This is a genomic window from Anaerotignum sp., from assembly GCF_030625865.1.
GTDB lineage: Bacteria > Bacillota > Clostridia > Lachnospirales > Anaerotignaceae > Chakrabartyella.
Genome location: NZ_DAOUQB010000009.1, coordinates 1 through 20,413, shown reverse-complemented (window position 1 = coordinate 20,413; position 20,413 = coordinate 1). Strand labels below are relative to the sequence as shown.

The window sequence follows — 20,413 nt, the reverse complement described above, 5'->3', positions numbered from 1 at the left end:
CCTCCTTTAATCAGGTTCTAAGTGCCTCAGCGTCCTTTCGTGCTGATAGCCGTCAAATTGGATCCCTTGCCTTTCTCTTTCTAAATAATGAATTAAGCCACAAAGCACTTGGTTTACCGAGGTAGCAACGCCTGTGTTTTTTCCTTCTCTCACAACTGCACCGTTAATCATATCGATTTCTGTGGGTTTATGATTCAACACATCCTGAAGCATAGAAGATTTATTGGCTGCCGTCGCTTTGCAAACCGCCTTGGTGTGTGCCACAGGGTCAGCGTGCCCTAAAACGATTCCCTTGGCATTTGCAACTGCAACACCTTCCCTCACAGCCTCTTCCAATATTCCTTCGATTTCTGGATATGCAAGAAGTTCGCCGTTTGTCAGCTTCGTAATTCCCGTTAATGCATTGATACCCACATTGACAAGAAGTTTATCCCATACAAGCCCCAACACGTTTTCCGAAACCTCAACTTCCAATCCTGCTGCTGAAAAAACTTCTGCAATTTCATTGATTCTTTTGCTCCTTACTCCGGAAAGCTCGCCAATCATTGTTTTTCCAACCCCCGCATGGCGTATCTTTCCTGGGCCCAACATAGTAGCACCATGTGCGGTGGTTCCCGCCATCACATTTTTTGCACCAATCTGGGAACCGATACTCTCAACGTTTCCCATTCCATTTTGCAAAGTAAGTGCCATTGTATTATCTCCAAATACAGCTTTATTACCTTCTACAGCCTGCCTTGTCAGTATGGATTTTACGAATATAATTACCAAATCAACAACACCAACCGTGGCAGCTTCTGTTGTCGCAGTCAAATTATGATAATGCAACAGTTCACCGTTTTCTTCCATGCAGAGGCCTTCTTTGTTGATTGCATTTACGTGTTCTTTCCAAACATCAAGAAGAAAGACTTGGTTGTCAGGTACTGTAGACAATTTTCCGCCATAAAGGCATCCCATGGCTCCCGCACCGATTATCGCAATTTTCATTTGACATTTCCTTTCTACTTTAAGATAAACCCAACTAAATTTGCCTTTGTATCCATTAGTATAATTTAGGAATATCTACTTGTTTATTAAAAGAAAATTCAGGGGATGGGAAAGTTCCATCCAATGTCTCTTTATGGAATTCGTTCAGCCCATCAATCATAACCTTTCTAACTTGTGCGAACTGCTTCACAAATTTGGGCTTGAAATCACCATACATTCCAAGAAGGTCTTGGGTCACAAGAACCTGACAATCAACATGAGGTCCCGCTCCAATTCCAAGAATGGGGATTTCCACTGCTTCCGCTACAGCTTTCCCAACCCCAGATGGGACACATTCCAGTACAATGGAAAAACATCCTGCCTTTTCCAATTCCATCGCATCCTTAATCAGCTTCGCAGCGCTTTCAGAGGTTCCGCCCTGCACTTTAAATCCTCCCAGAGAAGAAGCTGTTTGTGGTGTCAAGCCAATGTGTCCCATAACATTGATGCCAACTCCTACAATTGCCTTAATCTGAGGAAGCATTTCTACACCGCCCTCCAGTTTTACGCAGTCACAATTTGTCTCCTTAATGAGGCGAACAGCGTTGGCAACTGCAATTTCCGGCGTAATATAGGCCCCAAAAGGCATATCTCCGATAATCCATGTATGAGGAGCCCCTTTTGCCACCGGACGAATATGATGCACCATATCATCCATCGTTACAGATTCTGTCCCCTTATAACCCAACATAATCATACCTAAAGAATCTCCTACCAGAATAATGTTACAGTCGCTTTCATCTACGATAGTTGCTGTTGTATAGTCATAAGCGGTCACAAAGCTAAATTTCTTTCCCTCCTTTTTAAATTTCTTAAAATCTCCTACCGTCATTTTTGTTTTTGCCATAGCCTTTCCCCTCCTTTAAAAGTTTTAGTGACTTATAGATTGTTATCCTTGGTTTCCCAATTCTTTAGATAGTGCCGCCGCTGTTTTCTTTACTAGACTTACAAAATACTGCCTTTGTTCTCCTTCATTGTAGCGAAGCTTCGGCATGGAAATGCTGAGAGCAGCAACAGGGCTATTTCTGTAGTCAAAAATCGGTGCAGCAAAAGAAATTAATCCATCCACATATTCTTCACCATCTTTGGCATAACCATTTTTTCTAACAAGCTTCAACTGGTCAAGTAGTGCTTCCTTCCCTGCAACAGTCTTTGCTGTACGCTTTTTAAAATTTGTATGCTTGATGATTTCGTTCAGCGTATCTTCAGGAAGAAAAGCAAGAATTGCCTTTCCCATTCCTGTACAATACATAGGAAGGGCCGTTCCCACTTTAATCCCCACCTTTATGGGAGAGTCACTTTCAATCTTGTCAACATATACGATGTCATTGCCACTGTGCATGCTTAAATTGATTGTTTCCTTTGTTTCTTTTGCAACAGCTTCTATGTATGGTCTGGCAATTTCTTTCACACCTGTTCTCTCAATAATGTGATTTCCAATGGTAAAAAGCTTAACACTATTTGAATATTTTCTGGTATACGGATTCTGTACAATATATCCAGCCTCTTTTATGGTATTAATCAAACGATGCACCGTAGCTTTATCCATGGAAAGAGTCTGACTCAGCTGACCAATGGAAAGCTCTCCAAATCTATCTATTGCCTCAATAATTTGAAACGCCTTTAATATGGACTTGACACAATTTTCTCGTTTTACAACAGTATCCATTTCACCCTATCCCCCTTGGTACTTTTTAAAATGTTCTTATAAAAACATTATCTTCTGAATCAAAAGCTCAAGATACCATCCCTGTCTTTTCTAACAATATCCCAGTGTATACCCACACCACAGTGTCTTTCGCTTCAAATGTTACCCCATATCATAATACGAAATATTGTTTCGTATTATGATACTCTCTTTAAAAAAGCACTCTTAAAATTTCATAACTAGCATAGATTTTCAACTACAAGCAATCGTGGCTTTTCAAAGTGCTTATTTTGTTATTGCAATTGTTTTGCATTCAAAAAAAATGAGTTAGCCATTTTCAAACTAACTCACTTGAATCTTTACAATTGTAAATTTAAATACTTAAGAAAGATCTTGAAAAGCAAACCAACGCACAGCAGTAAAAAAGTTCTGCGAAGTAAAATAGACCTTGGAAACCGATTTAAATCTGTCCCAAGGTCTTAATTTTTGTTTTAGCTATTTAATTCATCAAATATTTCTTTTACGGTTGTAATTCTATCCACCCGCCATACATTTTCACCACAGAAAAGCAGCGAATTCTCCCTTTCCCCTAAGGCAGCTTGCATGAGGGCGCGAGAAATGCAGTAATGGGTTGTTGCCGGATTACAATTCTCTATACAACCAAAACACCTTTCCACAGGCTGGCGGTTTACTTCCCTCTCCTTGGTGAAGCTATTGCGTATGGCTCTACCCGGTAAACCCACCGGACTTTTCACAATCATAACATCCTCTTTTTTCGCTTCTATATAGGCCTCTTTATAGGCATCAGCCGCATCGCATTCTTGAGTTGCTACAAATCGCGTTGCCATTTGTACGCCACTACAGCCCAAACTTAGGTAATGGTCAATATCAGCCCTGTCATATACTCCCCCAGCAAAAAATACAGGAATATGTCCATGTTCTTGCTCAAAACTATTTACGTAATCAACTATTTTTACAACTTCTTGATCATATTCCTCATTGGTTAAGTTTTGTGCTTCCTCTGCTGTAAAGCCTAAATGCCCACCGGCTTTTGGTCCTTCAATAACCAAAAAATCAGACACCCGCCCAAATTTCTTGACCCATCTTTTAAACATTAATTGAGTGGCCCTTAAAGAAGAAACAATGGGTGCAAACTTGACCTTTGTACCCGCAAGCAGTTCCGGCAATTCCAACGGCAGCCCTGCACCGGAAATAATAACATCGGCACCGTTTTGGACACAACATTTTACATACTGGTCATAGTTTGTACTTACACGCATTATGTTTACGCCTATTATGCCACCGTTGCTTATTTCTTTGGCCTTTCTTATATTGTCTGCCAAAGCCTCAAGATTCGCTTTTAATGGCTCTTTGTCAAAGCTCTCTTTCAAAAACCCCGGCTGTGCCGCTGATATTACACCTACTCCACCTTGGGCAGCAACCGCCCCGGCTAAACGCCAAAGGCTTATACCTATACCCATTCCACCTTGTATAATCGGCACCTTTATTTCTAAATCACCGATTCGTATTCCCTTGAGTTTATTCATGACGCACCTCATTTTGTATTATTTATCGAAATTAAGTCTGTGAATATGATAATATATACCATATCATCTGTCAACCAAAACTACATCATCGTGCTTGTTATACTATTGCAGTTGTTATAATACTTGTTACTTCTGCAAATCAATTCAAATATATATTCTCCATTCAAATTGCTAATTATTACTGTGTTATAGATTATATCTGTAACACTACCCATCAAGGATTTTGGCATATAAAAAACGATGATGGGTTTTGCAACGAATGTATGATCCAAAAACAGATTCCCCAGATTATCTTCTTTGATAAAAAACAAGTGTACATGCGAAACCTCAAATAAAATGTTTAACATGTACACTTTTATGGCATTAAAAAATCGATGGAAAAGAACAATCTTTTCCACCGGATTTTCGTATTTTCTAGAGATTTACTGATATCTTATTTTGCTAAGAGATTATATAATACCTGCGCCATCTCACCGCGGGTAGTGGTTGCCTCCGGGAGCAGCTTCCCATTGGTACCGCTAACTGCACCAATTTCCACAAAATAAGCCATTGCTTCCTCCCCGTAAGAAGATATACTATCGTAATCTGTAAAATCGGTAAGCGCTCTTTCAGAATCACCTTCGGGCAACTGATCAATTGCCTTCAATGCATTGTAGAGCAAAGTAAACATCTGCTGACGGGTAATCGCCTGTTCAGGGGCAAACTTATTCTCTCCCATACCACCAGAAATGCCCAATCGTTTTGCGGCAGCCAAATAATCAGTATAATAGGTATCCCCTGCATCGGAGAAGTTATCATTTGAATCATCATCCGGCTGAATGTTATATGCCCGCATCAATAACGTAACAAACTGTCCACGAGTCAGTATTTCATTTGGGCCAAACATTGTTTTGGTTGTTCCACCTGTAATTTTTCTTGCTGCAAGGAAAGTAACAGCATCGGCATACCATACACTATCTTCCACATCATCAAAGGTTACCTTCTGATAGCCTACCGCAAAAACAGAAAAATGTGTGGTAGTGAACACCAAGACTCCATGCTTCGCATCATATCTACAGTTTTGTATGATTTCCGGCTCACCATCTGCATTGATATAGTATACCACAATGGCATTCGGATTCTCACCTTCTGCTGGTTTATAAGAAATGGATACAGTTACCGTACCGTCAAACTCCGTAATTTTTTTATCCCCGCTGATAACAGTGAAATCATATACCGAACGGTCACCTACAATTTTCTTTGCCGCTTCGGAAAGAGCGCTATTATCAACCTTAGATACCCCAAAGGATACATCACCAGAAGTTTGGCTTGCAATTTTGTCCAAAGCCTTTCCATCAAAGGTCATTTCTGCAACTGATGAGGAAATTGCCAACGAATCTATCCCTGCTTTTGCCAATTTCTGAACAGAAGCATTCGCCAAAGTGGTCTTTACTTCCTTGGCATTGGATGTACCACTGACCTCAATATCCACCTTTGGCTTCTCACCTGTTTTTTCTGCGGCTTTTTGTGCTTCTTCCATTGCACTGTTCATCTGAGACTGGGTCACACTGGCTGTTGCCTTGCCGTCAGCGTTGGTTTCTGCCTTTGTCTCAGTCATAGCTGTAGAACCGGAAACGGAAGTTGCGGGTGTGGCAGATGTAATTGAACCACCACCAGAGGATGAGCCGCCACCAGAATGTGAACCACCGCTGGAATAAGTTGTTACTGTAACAGTACAGCTTGCAGTGTAGCCACCATCCGTTGTAGTAACAGTAATTACGGCTGAGCCATTTCCAACTGCCGTTACCAATCCCTTTGCATCCACTGTAGCAACAGATGTATTACTACTCTCCCATGTTACAGATTGATCTGTCGCATTCGCAGGATTTATTGTTGCAGTCAATGCAGCAGTTTTGGTGCTTGTATTGCTATAAAGAGAAAGCGCCGTTTTATTTAGCGTTACTCCTGAAACAGGAGTAATTAAATTGGCTTTTGCAAATACACTTCCATTCCAAATGTACTCTCCTGCTGTCAAGCCCTCCGTAGAAGGGGCAGAATCTTCTGCTCCAACAGAAATAAAGCCAGTATTTGTTAAGTATCCTCTATTGCTAAACATTTGTTTTTCTATATACAACGTTGCTCCTTCCGCAAAAATAATTTTACTATTTGTATCAGAATCGATTTTCATATTAAGAAAAGCCAAATCCCCATTATTTGCAACATTAATTACTGCATTTTCCATTGTTAACTGCATACCCTCCGAAAAGATAACGCCTGCATCACTTGTATTTTGAACCTGTATCGTACTGTTTTTAAGGGTTAAATTTGTATTAAGTCCAATTGTAGAACCCCCTGCTGAACCTGGCACATTTTTAACCATTACCTGGCAATTTCCATCCACGGTTAACATACCGTCGCCTTTGATACCGTTATAACATGAGTTAGAAACTTCAAGACTGCCGCCATGAACGAGCATTTGTGCACCACTACCAAATAAAATACCATCGGTTTCACCATTCGCACCAAATTTGTTTGCAACGATAATATTCGTGCTGTTGCTTTCAAGGGTACCTTGCACATCAACGCCTTTTTCAACAGTACTATTATTCACTTCAAATGTTCCTGTTCCCGTCAGTGTCAAGGTTGTGTTACTAGAGATCGTCAGGGTACTCCCTGCTCCAGTAGAAAGAGTACAGCCGTCAGCAATATTCAATGTATGGTTCGCCCCGACTGTAACATCGCTAGGCAACTCAATATTCTCCGAAACTGTGATGGTCTGCGCTGTTGTGCTTTCCAAGGCAGTTTTAAGCGCAACAGCAGGGGAAGCTTCTCCTGTAATTGTTACACCTTCCACTGAAATAAAACCTGTATTTGAACCATTTGTATAGGAAATACCGCTTTCTTCGCCCTGCTTTGCCCATGTTGCCGTTGCAGTGTCAGGCAAAAAGTACAAGTCCGTGCTCTCGCCACTGCCATAAGTAGTAGCACCATTATTCCACCCAATCATAATGCTGTTGCCACTCACTTGTGGAATTATACCAAAATGACCCTTTAAATCTGCTACAGAATATGCAGTCCCAAATATCACTCCGCCGCTGACATGAAAGGCACAAGAAGATGTGTTTTCGTCGGGCATAAAATGAACAACAGAATCGGAATTAGACCTTACCACACCGCCGCTCACTGTTACCGTTGATGAAGAGGCACCATAACTAACTGCAATAGCGTTATTTTCTTGGGAACTTACCACGCCGCCGCTCACCACTAATTCAGTGTTCACTCCGTTAACTGCAATAGCTGTATTTTCTTGGGTGCTTACCATACCGCCACTCACTGTTACTTTAGCGTTATTTGCATAAATAGACCCCTTAAGGGAACTAATTTCACCATCAGCTACCTCAAATTCACCCTCTCCCGTCAGAAAAATTAAAATATAGTCAATATCATTTTTACCCCCAATAATCGTTGCTTTCCATATTACCTTAATACCTGCATCAATATCAAGAGTAAGACCACTTGTTACATTCTCTGCCGTACCTGTAACAAGAACGGTGTTGCCCTCAACACTGGCAGTTAAATTACCGTTTTGTTCGGTATTATATTGTTCAATATCATCTTTAACTTTCAAGGCATTCGCATCAGGCGCATCTTGCACCGTGATACCTTCTATGGGTAAAAAGCCAGAAACAGAACCGTTTTCATAGGAGATACCGCTTTCTCCGCTCTGATTTGCCCATGTTACCGTTGCAGTATCAGGCGAAACAATCAGGTCATCGCTGCTGCCGCTGCTATAATTCGTGATTCCCTTGTCCTTATCCCATGCAATAACCACACCGTCATCAGTAGCCCCTGCAAATCCACTTGTGGCTTCGGGGAAGTCAATGACATCGCTAATGTCAGTACCGTAAGCGAACACCGTACCGCCGCTGACTGTCACATTAGGGCTTGCGGAATTATTGTATATAGCTGCGTCCGTAGTGGCGCTGACTGTACCACCCTCCACTGTCACAGGGCAGTCGAAACTTTGAGGCTGAATTCTAATTGCATTCGTGGCGCTGGTGGTCTTTACCTCTCCACCTCTCACCAACAATGAGGAATTCGAATCTTCAGGTTTTATAAAAATTACATATCCGTTTGCGGTACTAACCGTACCATCACTCACCACAATATCCACATTCTTAAAATCATTAGTATAGATAGCCTCTCCTGAGCCGCTATTCTTCACTGTGCCACCGTTTACCGTGACAGTCGCATCATCACCTCTGACTTCGATTGCACGCCCTCTCCCCGTGTGTTGAACCGTGCCGCCATTCACCGTAACGCTTTTTCCTGTATAGATGGCGGAGGGCAACTTAGCAGTGCCGTCGTAGTCACAACTGACGATACCGCCGCTGACAACAATCGGACATTGTAAGGTAGATATGACCCAGTTCTTGTCTGTGCTGAGATCGGCTCCCTCAGCTACCTCAAAGATACCGCCATTCTCGGTACCCCCACTTGATAAAGAAATCAAGGTTGACCCCATACCATCGGCTGGCGTAACGGTCGCCTTCCAAACCACCGTCACGTCCTCGGGAATACTAATATCTAACGTTTCACTCAGCGCCGCCGTACCTTCTACGATAACAGTCTTATCCCCGTCGGACAACGTAGCAGTAAGACCATTAATTTCCCTAATTTTATCTGCTATCTCACTTGCCGTTTCCGCAAACGCTATTGTCGGAAACAGCGTCAGCACCATGCACAGCGTGATAAATAAGGTGCTAATTTTTTTCAAAATCTGTTTCATTTTTTCTTTTCCCTCCTCATATTATCTTGTCGTCCTGCTGATTTAACAGTGTCATGATTTCTCCCAGCGCAAGTCTGGGTCCGTCCCGCCAATAAATACTCTGTCCATCGGTACTCGGTCGGGGAAGCACCTGAAATTTTTTCAAGTTCCCATATGTGGGATCGGTTTCCATAAGGCGTCTGATATCAAACAAAATCAAATGACCATTGTTCAGTTCAATATCTAACGTCCAGTCGTCCACCACGTCCGCCCTTATGATTTCCAGCATCACAAACCACCTCTTCTTTTTTCCAATTATATCTTTAATGAGGATAGCATAAAAAAAATAACTTGCGTTGATTATCAAGAATTCTTGATTACAGGTAGCAAAAGTGATGAAATACCCTCTTGCTTTTTGCAAAAAGCAAGCCCAAAACTTTTGTATAAACCACATATTGATGTGGTTTATAGCAGGTCAAGAGTGAAACCCTTGTGGGAAGTTGAGGGTAAAACCCTCAAGGTTTTGACTTTTTCGATATCCTAATGCTTTTTATGTAATAAAAACGCTCCTAAAATATTTTGCTGTTTTCCTTTTCCACAAAAATATGCTAAACTTGTATTAAATGTAGAATTTCACAAAGCAGAAACAGTGGGGGCGAAAAAATGAAAAAAGCAACGATTTTAATGGTTGAGGATGAGGCAGACGTACTTGCCATAAATCAGGAGTTTTTTGAGGGGAAGGGTTATGCGGTTGTTGGAGCGGATACCCTAAAACAGGCACGTTTTCAGTTGGAAGAGCATAACCCCGATCTAATTTTATTGGATGCAATGATGCCGGATGGTTCGGGCTTTGCATTTTGCGATGAATTACGACAAAAAACAAATGCCCCCATTATCTTCCTCACGTGTAGGAATGAAAATAAGAGCATTGTACAAGGCTTATTGCTGGGTGGCGACGATTATGTCACCAAACCCTATGATCTAAATGTGCTTAGCGCACGAGTTGGCGCACAACTTCGCAGAACAGGCAACATGACCGCAGGAAAAATCGAAATTCCCCCCTTAACCATCGACTTTCTATTGGGTATGGTAACGCTGGAAAACGAGCCCATTTCCCTAACGCAAAAGGAGATCCAGCTTCTGGGGTGCCTTGCCCTGTTTGCAGGACGCCGTTTAAGCTATGATGAAATCTATCGTCGGGCTTGGGGCGGAAGTTCTCCCGGTGCAGCACATACCGTCGCTGTACATGTGGCAAATCTGCGAAAAAAATTAGGCGAAAACGGTAGAAGCTGGTTCGATCTGACAAATTCAGGAAAAGGGGAATACATTTTTAGCAAAATTCGTTATTAATATTAGCACATTGGCAAGGAAAAAAACACAGAGGTTCCTACCCCTTCTATACTTTCAATCCAAATACTTCCCCCATGTTGCTCCACAATATTTTTGCAGATATATAACCCCAATCCGGTGCCGGTATTTTGTCCGCCGCCGATTTTTTCTTTGTGATAATAGCGCTGAAATAGATGGAAACGCTGTTCCTCGTTGATGCCAGAACCATTGTCAGCAACACAAACAACGATATCCGTTTCCTTCGCCTCTGCTGAGATAGTAATCAGCCCGTTTGACGTAAAGCGTACTGCGTTAGAAATTAAATTGACAATTACCTGTGAAATCCTTATGGGGTCTGCATTAAGGGACGAAAGTCCTGGTTCTATATGGATTTCCAAACGATTTGCGTTTTTATTAAGCATAGGATAATGAGTTTCTACGGCTTCATAAATAATTTCGTCCATATGACAAGGTCGCTTTTCCATAGTCATACACCCCTCTTCCATACGGGTCACATCCAATACCTGTCCCACCATCAAAGAAAGCCTTTCAGCCTCCGAGGAAATATGCTTCATTCTACGGATTACCGCGGCGTTATCCAAGAGTTCACCTTCTTGTTCCGCCATCTGCCTTGTGGTCTGGGCATAACCAGACATTACTGTCAACGGTGTTTTCAATTCATGGGAAACATTGCCCAAAAACTCCGTTTTCAACCGATTTAAACCCTCCAGTGCATCTTTTTCCACGGCTAACTTGTGCTCAGCTTCCTTGGCTTCCGTCAGCAAACGATTATTCATCATAAATAGGGAAACCGTTTGTGCCAACATAAAAATCAACATGGCAGCTTCAGAAATAGGCGTTTTCGGGTGTTGATATCCCAAAAAATTATTATACAACAAGATGTCACTGATTGCCGCCAAATAAAAAACAGCAATTCCATACAAAACGGAGGCCTCCTCCCTTGTAGGGCAATGCATGTTCCCAAACAAACCGGAAACACCAAGAACGATACAAACAACAAGAAAGGCCTGATAGTATTTCAGTATGGATGTATAAAAAACAGAATCTCCAAGCAGCAAGCACCCACCATAAATCAAAGAACCCAGGATTACCACATATTGAACTATTGTCAAAAACCTTCCTTCGGCATACTGCCCCAAATATAAAGACAAAAAAATCGTGAGTAGTACTACGCTCATATATTCCATTAAAAAAGAAACATTTCCCGTAAAAAAACATAGTTCCGTCCACGCTTGGCTTTGAATACACTCCCTCAGTGCCATGGAAAGGCAAGCAAGGGCAAAATAAAAGGTCGCCTTTGTATGAGCCATGAGCAAATACATCCACAGCAACAAGACTGCGGCACAAATTAACCCGCCCATGACAAAAAAGCCCTTTTCTTTTTCAGTCAAAGCGTCAGCTTTCCCATTTGCTGCATTTTGGATGGTCAATTCTGCCAGTCGTGCCCCACTGCGAAAATGATAAAACTGGGCTGATTGTAAAATAATATCCATCTTTCCATCTACAGGCACAGCGTAACAGGTCAAGTTATTCTCCCAAACCTCTGTATCCTGCTTTGTCGCACCCGGTTCTCCCTCTTGCCCAACCATTTTACCGTTTACAAATACACGCAAAGCATGACGCCCCGATAACCGAAAGGTCAAAGTATACACATCGTTATTATTGGGCACTGCAACCATGAACCGCTGGGACAAATAATCGGCTCTCAGAGCGTCGTATTGATCGGTACTAACCGGTGCATTAAGCTCCAATACCCCCGGGGTTAGCAAGGTATTAGGATAATATGTAGAACCCGGTGGTAAGGTGGCGTTGGCTTCCTCCCAATTATTAATTTCAGTCAAGTCATAAATACCAGTCTTCTCCGTTACAATTTTGCTTTTAGGCCCACCGTTTATCATTCCCGGAAGTCTAACCAATAGCATTAGTGCCAACGTAGTGAATAACGCAGCAAAAATAATCATTACCAATCTATGTTTTTCTCCAACCATGAGTTTCCCTCCACAAGTCCGCCTGAATAAAATATTATTCAGCAGAACTTGACAATCCATGCTATTGCTCCGAATCTTAATTGATAGCCGAAAAATTTTGCCGTACTAAGTCATATTTTTATATAATCAAATTCATTATAACAATTATTTCCTTATTATCAAAGTTAATCTTATAACTTTTATCTCCGGGAACATAAGGGTATCCCTGCATACGGATGGTGGCTTAAATTGTATATCTATGATATGATTGTTTTAATGCCAGAGCAAAAAATTATTTGATTATTCTATTCTAAGGAGCATAAAATATCGAAGATATTTAACCATAATGATCATACTATGCTTGTTGCAGATTATAGAGATCCCAAACCACATAAGCATTTAGCAACACACATTATAGTTTCCCTTGGACAAGAGCTCCATTGGACGTTGATGGCGATATTGTTAAATACTGAGGGATTTGTATCGTTTCAAACTATATAATTTTATGTTAGGTGGTATTTGTTTTCGTGTTTTAAAAATGAATTTACGACTATTTGCTATTCTGAATATACTGGATGTATGTTTTAGCGAAAATATGATATTTGATATGAATTACATCTCTGTGAATGCTACCTAAAAGGTATCATAAAACCAAAAAATATAGCACTTGAAGAGGAAAATAGAATAACAGCAAGTAAAATCAAGCGGTAATTTCTCTATTTCTTTATAATAAATGTAGGGTGATTGAAACGAGGTGCATAGATGAATGTACGAATGGCAGAAACAAATTCAAATAATCGTTGATGAAATTGACAAATGTATTAAAAATCATAATGATGAAGCCTTGACCCTGCGCTTTCTTTCTCACAAGCTTGGTTATTCCGAGTTTTATACAACGAGAAAATTCAAAGAAATATCGGGTATGCAACTTAGGGATTATCGGCGTCACAGAAAATTAGCATTTGCACTAAAAGAAGTCCGAGATAGTGAAAAAAGCATTTTGGATATTGCTTTTGATTATGGTTTTTCGTCACATGAGGCTTTTACCAGAGCTTTCAAGGGAACATATGGTGTAACCCCTAGTGAATACCGAAAAAAGCCAAAGCCTGTCATCCTTCGTACAAAAATAAACCCTTTCGATCGCTACTTTTTAGGATTAGGAGAGATTGGTATGATAAAATCTACAGATGATGTCAAAATTTATTTTATAACCATTCCCGCACATAAATTTTTGCACATCAAAAACTATGAGAGTAATGGGTATTGGGATTTTTGGCAAAAGCAAAGTCTTATTCCGGGGCAGGATTGCGAAACCATTTGCGGCTTACTTGACAGTATCAAAGGCAAATTGGATGATGATGGTGGGAGCGAATCAAACAGCAGTAACGGTCAAATTATGGCATACATGAATGACCCCGAAGGCAGACTTTGTGATTGGGGCATTCCGCGTACAGAGTGTTATGGTGTACGTCTTCCTTTTGATTATAAAGGCGAAGTGCCACCTCAAATGCTTATGGTTGATGTTCCCGAAGCCGAATATATTGTTTTTGAACATGGCCCCTTCGATTATGAGCAGGAAAATCGTAGTGTGGAGGGAATAATAGAAAAGGCAATGGCAACTTTTGATTTTACAAGCACCGGTTACTGCTACGATACTTCCCCCGGTAGAATCATTTATTTTTATTTTAATCCCGAAAGATTTTTCAAATATATCAGACCAGTGCGGAAGTAAAAAAACAATTCCTATACACTATACAGATGTAAATAAAAAAAACAAATGAAACATTAAACAAGTACAAAATTGCCGCCAAAACAACGGTAGTAAGAAAGACAGTTATTGGCGGCAAGATAGCTAAACGACTGTACAAAATACAGTAGCTTAACGGGAGGTTTGAATAGCAAAAATGCATCATATCAGTAAGAATAGCTTTCTGCATTATAGTTGTTATAGTAAGGGGGGGTACAGACATAAAGTTGGACTCTAGCGGGACTCTGGAAGGAGTAACGAAGAATGTATTTAATGTATCAAAGAGAAAAGGCATTACAACGTTATGACCAGTGTAAATTTGTAAGCAAGGTCGTTCAGCAACTGGGATATCCCTCTCTTAGACTTAAACTTGAAACAATTCATCGTTGATTCGAGTTGGGTGAGAATGTACAATTAGTATCAGAAGAAATCGGCTATAGTGATTGTTTTGACAGGACGCTCCCTGCATGGAAGATCAGCACAACACCTGATGCACGCCTGGTCAACAGCATGCTGGATGATGCAATTGGTACTTTGAGTAATAAGGAACATCCATTGTACATACGGACCGAGGTTGCCACTATCGATGGCCGGGTTGGATATCCCTGATGAATACGAACTACAACGATCCATGTCGAAGAAATGCTGTTCACCAGATAATTCAGCTTGTGAAGGTGTTTTTGGAAGACTAAAAAATGATATGTTTTACAACACTGATTGGACAGGTATTGGCATAGATAAATTTGTAACTATACTTACAGACTATCTTGTATGGTATAATGAAAGACGTATAAAAAAATCATTAGGATATATGAGTCCTATGGAGTACAGGCGGAATCTTGGATTTGTAGCATAGTCAGTCCAAGAAATTGTCCCCATCCCCTAATCTTCTTGGTCTTCCGTGTGTTTTTTCATATACTCTTCATTAAAGTGCCAGTAATTCCGGTTATCATCAAAAATAATGATCTTTCCATCCAGTTTTAAGCGTCTTTTTCATTCTCTTTAGGCACCTTCGGCATCAATTAATATCCATTGCACTTGATTCCTTTGCTCTGGTCGTTTTTATATAATTCATATTATTTAACATCCACTAAATTATTTCTAAAAAATCTGGTATATGCAGCCACATGTACCAAACTCAGCGTGAATGCAAGTAAAAATATGTTTTGCATTTTCTTTTCTGTAATTATAGGGAACACATTCAATTTTCGGCAATAGGTACAAAACAAAAAGTCCAATCCAAAAATCAGGCATTGTAGCACTTGCTGATGTAAAACTCTGAAAAAGTGGTCAATAAGCTTATTTTTATATTTTACATCTACATTGTTGCCTATTGTCTACAAATCACGGAGCTTTATTCCACTATCTTGATACTGTCAACCAGTGACTGCTTTTGCAGATAACGTACCACAATCATAGAGTATCAGCATTGAATAAAGCATAAGAATAGCAGCATATACAACAAGCGCCACACAAATGATTAAATGAACTTTTTTGTCTTTTGTTAAATTAAAAAGGGGGCTCATATATTCTTCTCCCAGATTAATTAAGTGGTTTTTAATTATTGGGGTTTAAGCAAATATCCTTCAAGCTTTTCTAAAGTTTGGCAACTGATTAAATGTTCTATCTCACAGGCATCTTTTTCGGATATTTGCTTGTCGACACCAAGGACTTCCGTTAAAAATCCTTGAATAACCCGATTGCGGCTTCGTACTTCAATTGCTTTTTCTCTGCCTAAATCAGTAAGCAATATTGCTCCGTTCATATCCTTTGTAACTAAGCCATGCTTCATAAGCCTTTTCACAGTTTGCGATACGGTTGCCTTTGTTACGCCGAATCTTTCGGAAATACTTGTAACCCTCGCCTCGCCATCGATTTCATTCAGCTCCAATATTATTTTCAAATAGTTTTCCAAAGCAGGCGTAATTGCCATTTTGATCACCTATACTTTCATTGACTTAAAACAAACATCACCATATAGTTGAAGCCCAAATCAATATAATCGGATTTAGAAAAGCCAAATTTGCCAAAACTATTTTCAAGCTCCTCAGGTGAAATTCTTGCTTGCAGAGAAGGGCCAAATGAGCTTTTTTCTTTCTTGCATTCAATCACTGCCAGTTTGCCTCCCGGTTTTAAAATCCTCTTTATTTCCGCAAATAAGCTATCTGCCTCCGTGGGAAAATCCATCATATGCAGCACAGTAGAAATCAAGCAAATGTTTATACTGCTGTCGGATACTTCAATCTTCTTTCGAATATCCGAAACCACGGGATGTATATTATGAATTCCCATAGCCGTAGCATCTTCACATATTTTGTCCAGCATTTCAGGCCAAAGATCCACGGCAAATATACTGCCTGTTTCTCCCACTATTCCAGCTGCATGTAAAGAATAATCTCCCCCACCACAACCTAAGTCTAAAAATGTATCACCATTTTTTAAGGCTATTTTTTCAAAAACAAGTCCCGGATCCTGCAAATGAAAGCTGCTGGGGCCACGGCGCAACCTGTTGTTTCGACAATGCTGCTCTTGGCTATGTCCTTTGTCACATTTCCCGTTATTCATTGATTTTTCCTCCTAATTAAAGATAGTACATAAATGAATCAACCTTTATTCGGTCATTTTCATTTTTGTTACCATCAAACGTGAGATTTAAAACAGGTCTTGTATTCTCGTCTTCAAAGCCCTTTTGAAGCATTCCCAGCACAATGCCTGTATTCTCATAAATAGATGCGGCGGTGATCACGCCATCCACCTTATTGGATGCACAAAGTTGTTTGGCTTGTCTATACCTTCCATGCGCTCCGGAAAAATAACCAAGCGTTCTGTCTGCAAGTCGAATTAGTTCATCTGTATCATTTTCATAAGGGCTCCAAACTGACAGAGCTTGGGAAATGACCATCATACTATTTTTAAAGTCTTGCAGTCTTTGCTCCATAAGTGTAGATTGATTATTTTTGTTTTGATCTGCATAATCCCTCCACATCATCCACATAGCTTCTCCCAAAGGGCTGTATAAAACACGATGCCCTTTCTTTTCAAGTTCCTTGAAGGTATCATTATTTAAAAGCTCATCAAACAGAATATTGAATTCCCCTACAGTAAGAATCGTTTTTTCAAAGCTTTCTCCATTTAATTCTGTTGCAATTGACTGCGCAACGGCTTTCAGCTGTTCCAGATGAAACTGGTTATTTCTGATCAGTTCAATCATTGCTTTTAAATACTTTTCCCTTGACTTTTGAGGTGCACACCAAATCATATCTCCCGCAAGGAAGGTTAAGCTGAGTTCCTCAAATTTTTTACCATCCAGACAAAGAACATCCTCCCAAAACAGTGATACAATATCAACTTTTTCAAAGCCTTCTTCGTCAAGCTTCGTGCGGAGCAGACGACTGTACTGCCCATCCGTTTCTGTTCCTTCATTTTGGGGAATCAAAAACACTGACTGTACCACTTCCTTTTTGTCTAATCCGTTGAGTACACTAAATACATTCCCTAATAAAGCGGTAAGAGAAAAATATTCCTCTGTGATTGTGAATTTCCGTCCTGTTTCTATAGATGCTTTGCTGGAAGCCAGCAGTGTTTTGGCGTTCATCCCTCTTTGTGCCAAAACCTCACCAAAAATATTAGAATACGGGTACAGATACGGCAAATATACGTTTTTTGTTTCTTTTATATCTTTCAGAGAAGCCAATATATTTGTCTCTTTATGTTCTATGCTATTCAAATAGGTCTGCATGGTAAGTGCAGGCTTTGTTTCGATATTTTTCAAACTATTGATAAAAGCCTCTACGCGGGTAATAATGCCAACACCAGATGAATGCTCATCAATTTCTATATGCAGATATGGCTTTCCCTTCATTTCTTCTCTAAAGTAGTGAGAGAAAATAGAATCCGGGCCGCATCCATGATGTGTGAGGAAAATCGCATATAAATTAGGGTGCTTGCGAATCAGCTGTGCAGGCTCCAGAATATGTTGTCCGAATGGCCAGAACATATTAGGATGCTCCTTTGAAATATCTCCTTCCGGCAAATCATAAAACGGTAACACCTTATAGCCCATTCCTGTAAGCTTCTCCGGTATCCCCATATTCAGCACAGGATCAGCCACGCCATAAATTTTTGAAACAAGCACAAAGGCAATTTCATCAGGCTTTAGCTGACTTGTGACTATTTTACTGTTTTCCTCCATACGGTCTTCAAAGCGAAGCGCTGCTTCCAAGCCTTTTTCCACAGCCCCTCTTGTCTGATCAGGAGATTTGCCAAGCTGTTCTCCAATCTTCAGAAAGCTTTTCATAATAGATTCCTTGCCCATATGAAATGTCATAGAGGGGGAAAGGAGGGCAATCCCCTTTTTATCCAATTCCATTGCTTGATTCATTACCTTAAAGGCAAGCTGCATAAAGGCACAGCCGTAATTTTTTCTGCTGTGGGAACCGGGATGGTCTACAGTCACTAAGTCAGGGAAGAAAATATAATCCACCTTTTGTTTCATCAGCGAAGCAACGTGGCCAGTAATCAACTTTATGGGATAGCAGGTTTCATCCATCGCATACTCCTGTCCAAGGGCTATGATGCTTTCATCGGTAGGCTCTGACAAAACCACATTTAAATCAAGCTCCTTGAAAAATGCATGAAACATGGAAAACATTCCATAGGTAAACAATGCTCTTGGAATCCCAACCGTTTTTTTGTTGGAAATTTCAGGCGTATAATCGCAAAATACCATTTTCCCAACATTTTCGTTAAATTCATTCTTCTTGTCAGGCTGTGTGCTTTTTGCCATGCTTTGTATTGCAAAATCGTCAGCAGAAAGTTGAAAGCCCTTAAAGGTAGTTTCCTGCCCATTCATCTCTTCCATGGTCAAAACAGCAACTCCATATGCTCCTGTCACGCTAAAAAACGGCGGAACAAGTATTTCCTTTCCAGTAATTGCCTTGAATGCGTTAATTACGCCTTGATTATACGCAAGCCCTCCTTGGAAAAAGATTTTATTCCCGACTCTCTTTTGACCTACAACTCTGTCAAGATAGTTCTTCACAATGGAATAGCATAAGCCGGAAACGATATTCTCAAGCTTTGCACCCTTTGCTAAGCAAGAGGCAATACTTGATTCAATAAAAACAGTGCATCGTTCCCCAAGATTGATAGGGTCATCGCTGCCAAGAGCAATCTCACCGAAATTCTCAATGGGAATATTGAACTTTTTCGCCTGCTCCTCAATAAAAGAACCAGTACCTGCGGCGCAAATTTTATTCATTTGAAAATCTACAACGCTGCCATTTTCAATGCTGATGAATTTGGAATCCTGTCCACCTATTTCAAAAATAGTGTCAACATCACTGTCTATTTGTACTGCCGCCTTTGCCTGTGCCGTAATTTCATCCTTCACAACATCAGCACCAATTGCTTTGCCAATGAGGTATCTGCCAGAGCCTGTTGTGCCAGTGCCAATGATTTTAATTCTTTCCCCGAATTCTTCCTGTATTTCCTGAAATCCCTTTTGTACCGCGTTTAAGGGATTGCCTAATGTTCTTAAATATTTACAGCAAATGATTTCTCTGTTTTTATTCATTAATACAAGATTTGTACTGGTCGAGCCAATATCTATTCCAAGATAGCATTCAACCGGTTCCTTTTCGCCTGAAATGTCCTTGCAGATATGCTTATCAGCGCTATCGCCGATTCCATACCCAGACAGCTTCGGAAGGATAATCCCATCGTCCTGGCTCATCATTTCGTCAGCACGCTCAGACAGGGAGATCAGCTGATCTATATTTATAGATAAGCCCTCCTTCCTTGCGATTGCAGCTGCGCCAAATGCGCCAACACCACCCAAATGCTGAGGGAAAATCAAATCCTCCTCCGAAAGTGCCAATACATCCTTTAATGCGGTGAGAATTGCTCCATTATAGGCAACACCGCCGGAAAAAAGAATGGTTTTTTTCACGGGAAGTTTTTTCATCACCGTACCCTTATAGTTTCTGACAAGGGCATAAGCCAAGCCCAACAAGATATCCGCAGCGGGTACGCCCTCCTGCTGATGATGGGTGATATCCGTTTTGGCAAATACGCTGCAACGCCCTGCAATTCTGGGAATAGACTTTGCTTCCTTTGCCAGCTCCGTATAATCAGTAAGCTTTAAATTCAGCCTAGACATCTGTTCCTCAAGAAAAGAACCTGTTCCCGAAGAACAATTAGAATTCATGGAGATTTCGATACGCGATTTATCTATCTCACTCAATCCAGTAATAAACCTCGCACTTTCGCCCCCAATGTCAATGATTGAGCCTACGCTTACATTCTCAGCCATTGCACCTTCAATCACAGCTGTTACGTCATTGACAGCCTTGATTTTACTGTCTGCACTTAAAAATTTGG

Annotated in this window: 13 protein-coding genes and 1 pseudogene; 3 read left to right on the top strand and 11 right to left on the bottom strand. The window is 40.6% G+C overall.

Annotated elements, in window-relative coordinates; genetic code table 11:
* Positions 1–6: 6 nt before the first annotated feature.
* From P9Q65_RS04045 to P9Q65_RS04020, 6 genes are all read right to left on the bottom strand, one after another.
* Positions 7–987, bottom strand: a complete 981-nt coding sequence (locus tag P9Q65_RS04045; protein WP_304508024.1) for a ketopantoate reductase family protein — start codon at positions 985–987, stop codon at positions 7–9.
* Between the two features lie 55 nt (positions 988–1,042).
* Positions 1,043–1,873 (bottom strand): 3-methyl-2-oxobutanoate hydroxymethyltransferase, encoded by an 831-nt coding sequence (panB, locus tag P9Q65_RS04040; RefSeq protein ID WP_304508022.1) that lies wholly within the window; start codon positions 1,871–1,873, stop codon positions 1,043–1,045.
* A gap of 42 nt (positions 1,874–1,915) precedes the next feature.
* The gene (locus P9Q65_RS04035; RefSeq protein WP_304508020.1) at positions 1,916–2,695 is read right to left on the bottom strand and encodes an IclR family transcriptional regulator; all 780 of its coding nucleotides are present in this window, start codon (positions 2,693–2,695) and stop codon (positions 1,916–1,918) included.
* 470 nt (positions 2,696–3,165) lie between these two features.
* Positions 3,166–4,221: an NAD(P)H-dependent flavin oxidoreductase gene (locus P9Q65_RS04030; protein WP_304508018.1), complete on the bottom strand. Its 1,056-nt coding sequence runs from the start codon at positions 4,219–4,221 to the stop codon at positions 3,166–3,168.
* A 433-nt stretch (positions 4,222–4,654) separates the two neighbouring features.
* Positions 4,655–8,989 carry an S-layer homology domain-containing protein gene (locus tag P9Q65_RS04025; RefSeq protein WP_304508017.1) on the bottom strand — a complete coding sequence of 1,445 codons (4,335 nt, stop codon included), beginning with the start codon at positions 8,987–8,989 and terminating at the stop codon, positions 4,655–4,657.
* Between the two features lie 16 nt (positions 8,990–9,005).
* Positions 9,006–9,257, bottom strand: coding sequence for a hypothetical protein (locus P9Q65_RS04020; RefSeq protein ID WP_304508015.1), 252 nt, complete (start codon positions 9,255–9,257; stop codon positions 9,006–9,008).
* A gap of 374 nt (positions 9,258–9,631) precedes the next feature.
* On the opposite strand from P9Q65_RS04020, the gene P9Q65_RS04015 reads away from it, so the two are divergent.
* The gene (locus P9Q65_RS04015) at positions 9,632–10,318 is read left to right on the top strand and encodes a response regulator transcription factor (protein WP_304508014.1); all 687 of its coding nucleotides are present in this window, start codon (positions 9,632–9,634) and stop codon (positions 10,316–10,318) included.
* Positions 10,319–10,320: 2 nt separating this feature from the next.
* Here P9Q65_RS04015 and P9Q65_RS04010 read toward each other — a convergent pair whose 3' ends face one another.
* Positions 10,321–12,306 carry a sensor histidine kinase gene (locus P9Q65_RS04010; RefSeq protein ID WP_304508012.1) on the bottom strand — a complete coding sequence of 662 codons (1,986 nt, stop codon included), beginning with the start codon at positions 12,304–12,306 and terminating at the stop codon, positions 10,321–10,323.
* Positions 12,307–13,051: 745 nt separating this feature from the next.
* Between P9Q65_RS04010 and P9Q65_RS04005 the strand changes: the two genes are divergently transcribed.
* Positions 13,052–14,017, top strand: a complete 966-nt coding sequence (locus P9Q65_RS04005) for a helix-turn-helix transcriptional regulator (RefSeq protein WP_304508010.1) — start codon at positions 13,052–13,054, stop codon at positions 14,015–14,017.
* Between the two features lie 456 nt (positions 14,018–14,473).
* Positions 14,474–14,888, top strand: a pseudogene (locus P9Q65_RS04000) (transposase); the annotation flags it as partial.
* Between the two features lie 520 nt (positions 14,889–15,408).
* Here the strand turns inward: P9Q65_RS04000 and P9Q65_RS03995 are convergent.
* From P9Q65_RS03995 to P9Q65_RS03980, 4 genes are all read right to left on the bottom strand, one after another.
* Positions 15,409–15,558 (bottom strand): hypothetical protein, encoded by a 150-nt coding sequence (locus tag P9Q65_RS03995; protein ID WP_304508009.1) that lies wholly within the window; start codon positions 15,556–15,558, stop codon positions 15,409–15,411.
* A 35-nt stretch (positions 15,559–15,593) separates the two neighbouring features.
* A complete protein-coding gene (locus P9Q65_RS03990) occupies positions 15,594–15,965 on the bottom strand; it encodes a metal-dependent transcriptional regulator (RefSeq protein ID WP_304508008.1) in 372 nt (123 codons plus the stop codon).
* A 17-nt stretch (positions 15,966–15,982) separates the two neighbouring features.
* Positions 15,983–16,597, bottom strand: a complete 615-nt coding sequence (locus P9Q65_RS03985) for a class I SAM-dependent methyltransferase (protein WP_304508007.1) — start codon at positions 16,595–16,597, stop codon at positions 15,983–15,985.
* 16 nt (positions 16,598–16,613) lie between these two features.
* A partial coding sequence (locus tag P9Q65_RS03980; RefSeq protein ID WP_304508005.1) for an acyl-CoA dehydratase activase occupies positions 16,614–20,413 on the bottom strand: 3,800 nt, incomplete at its 5' end.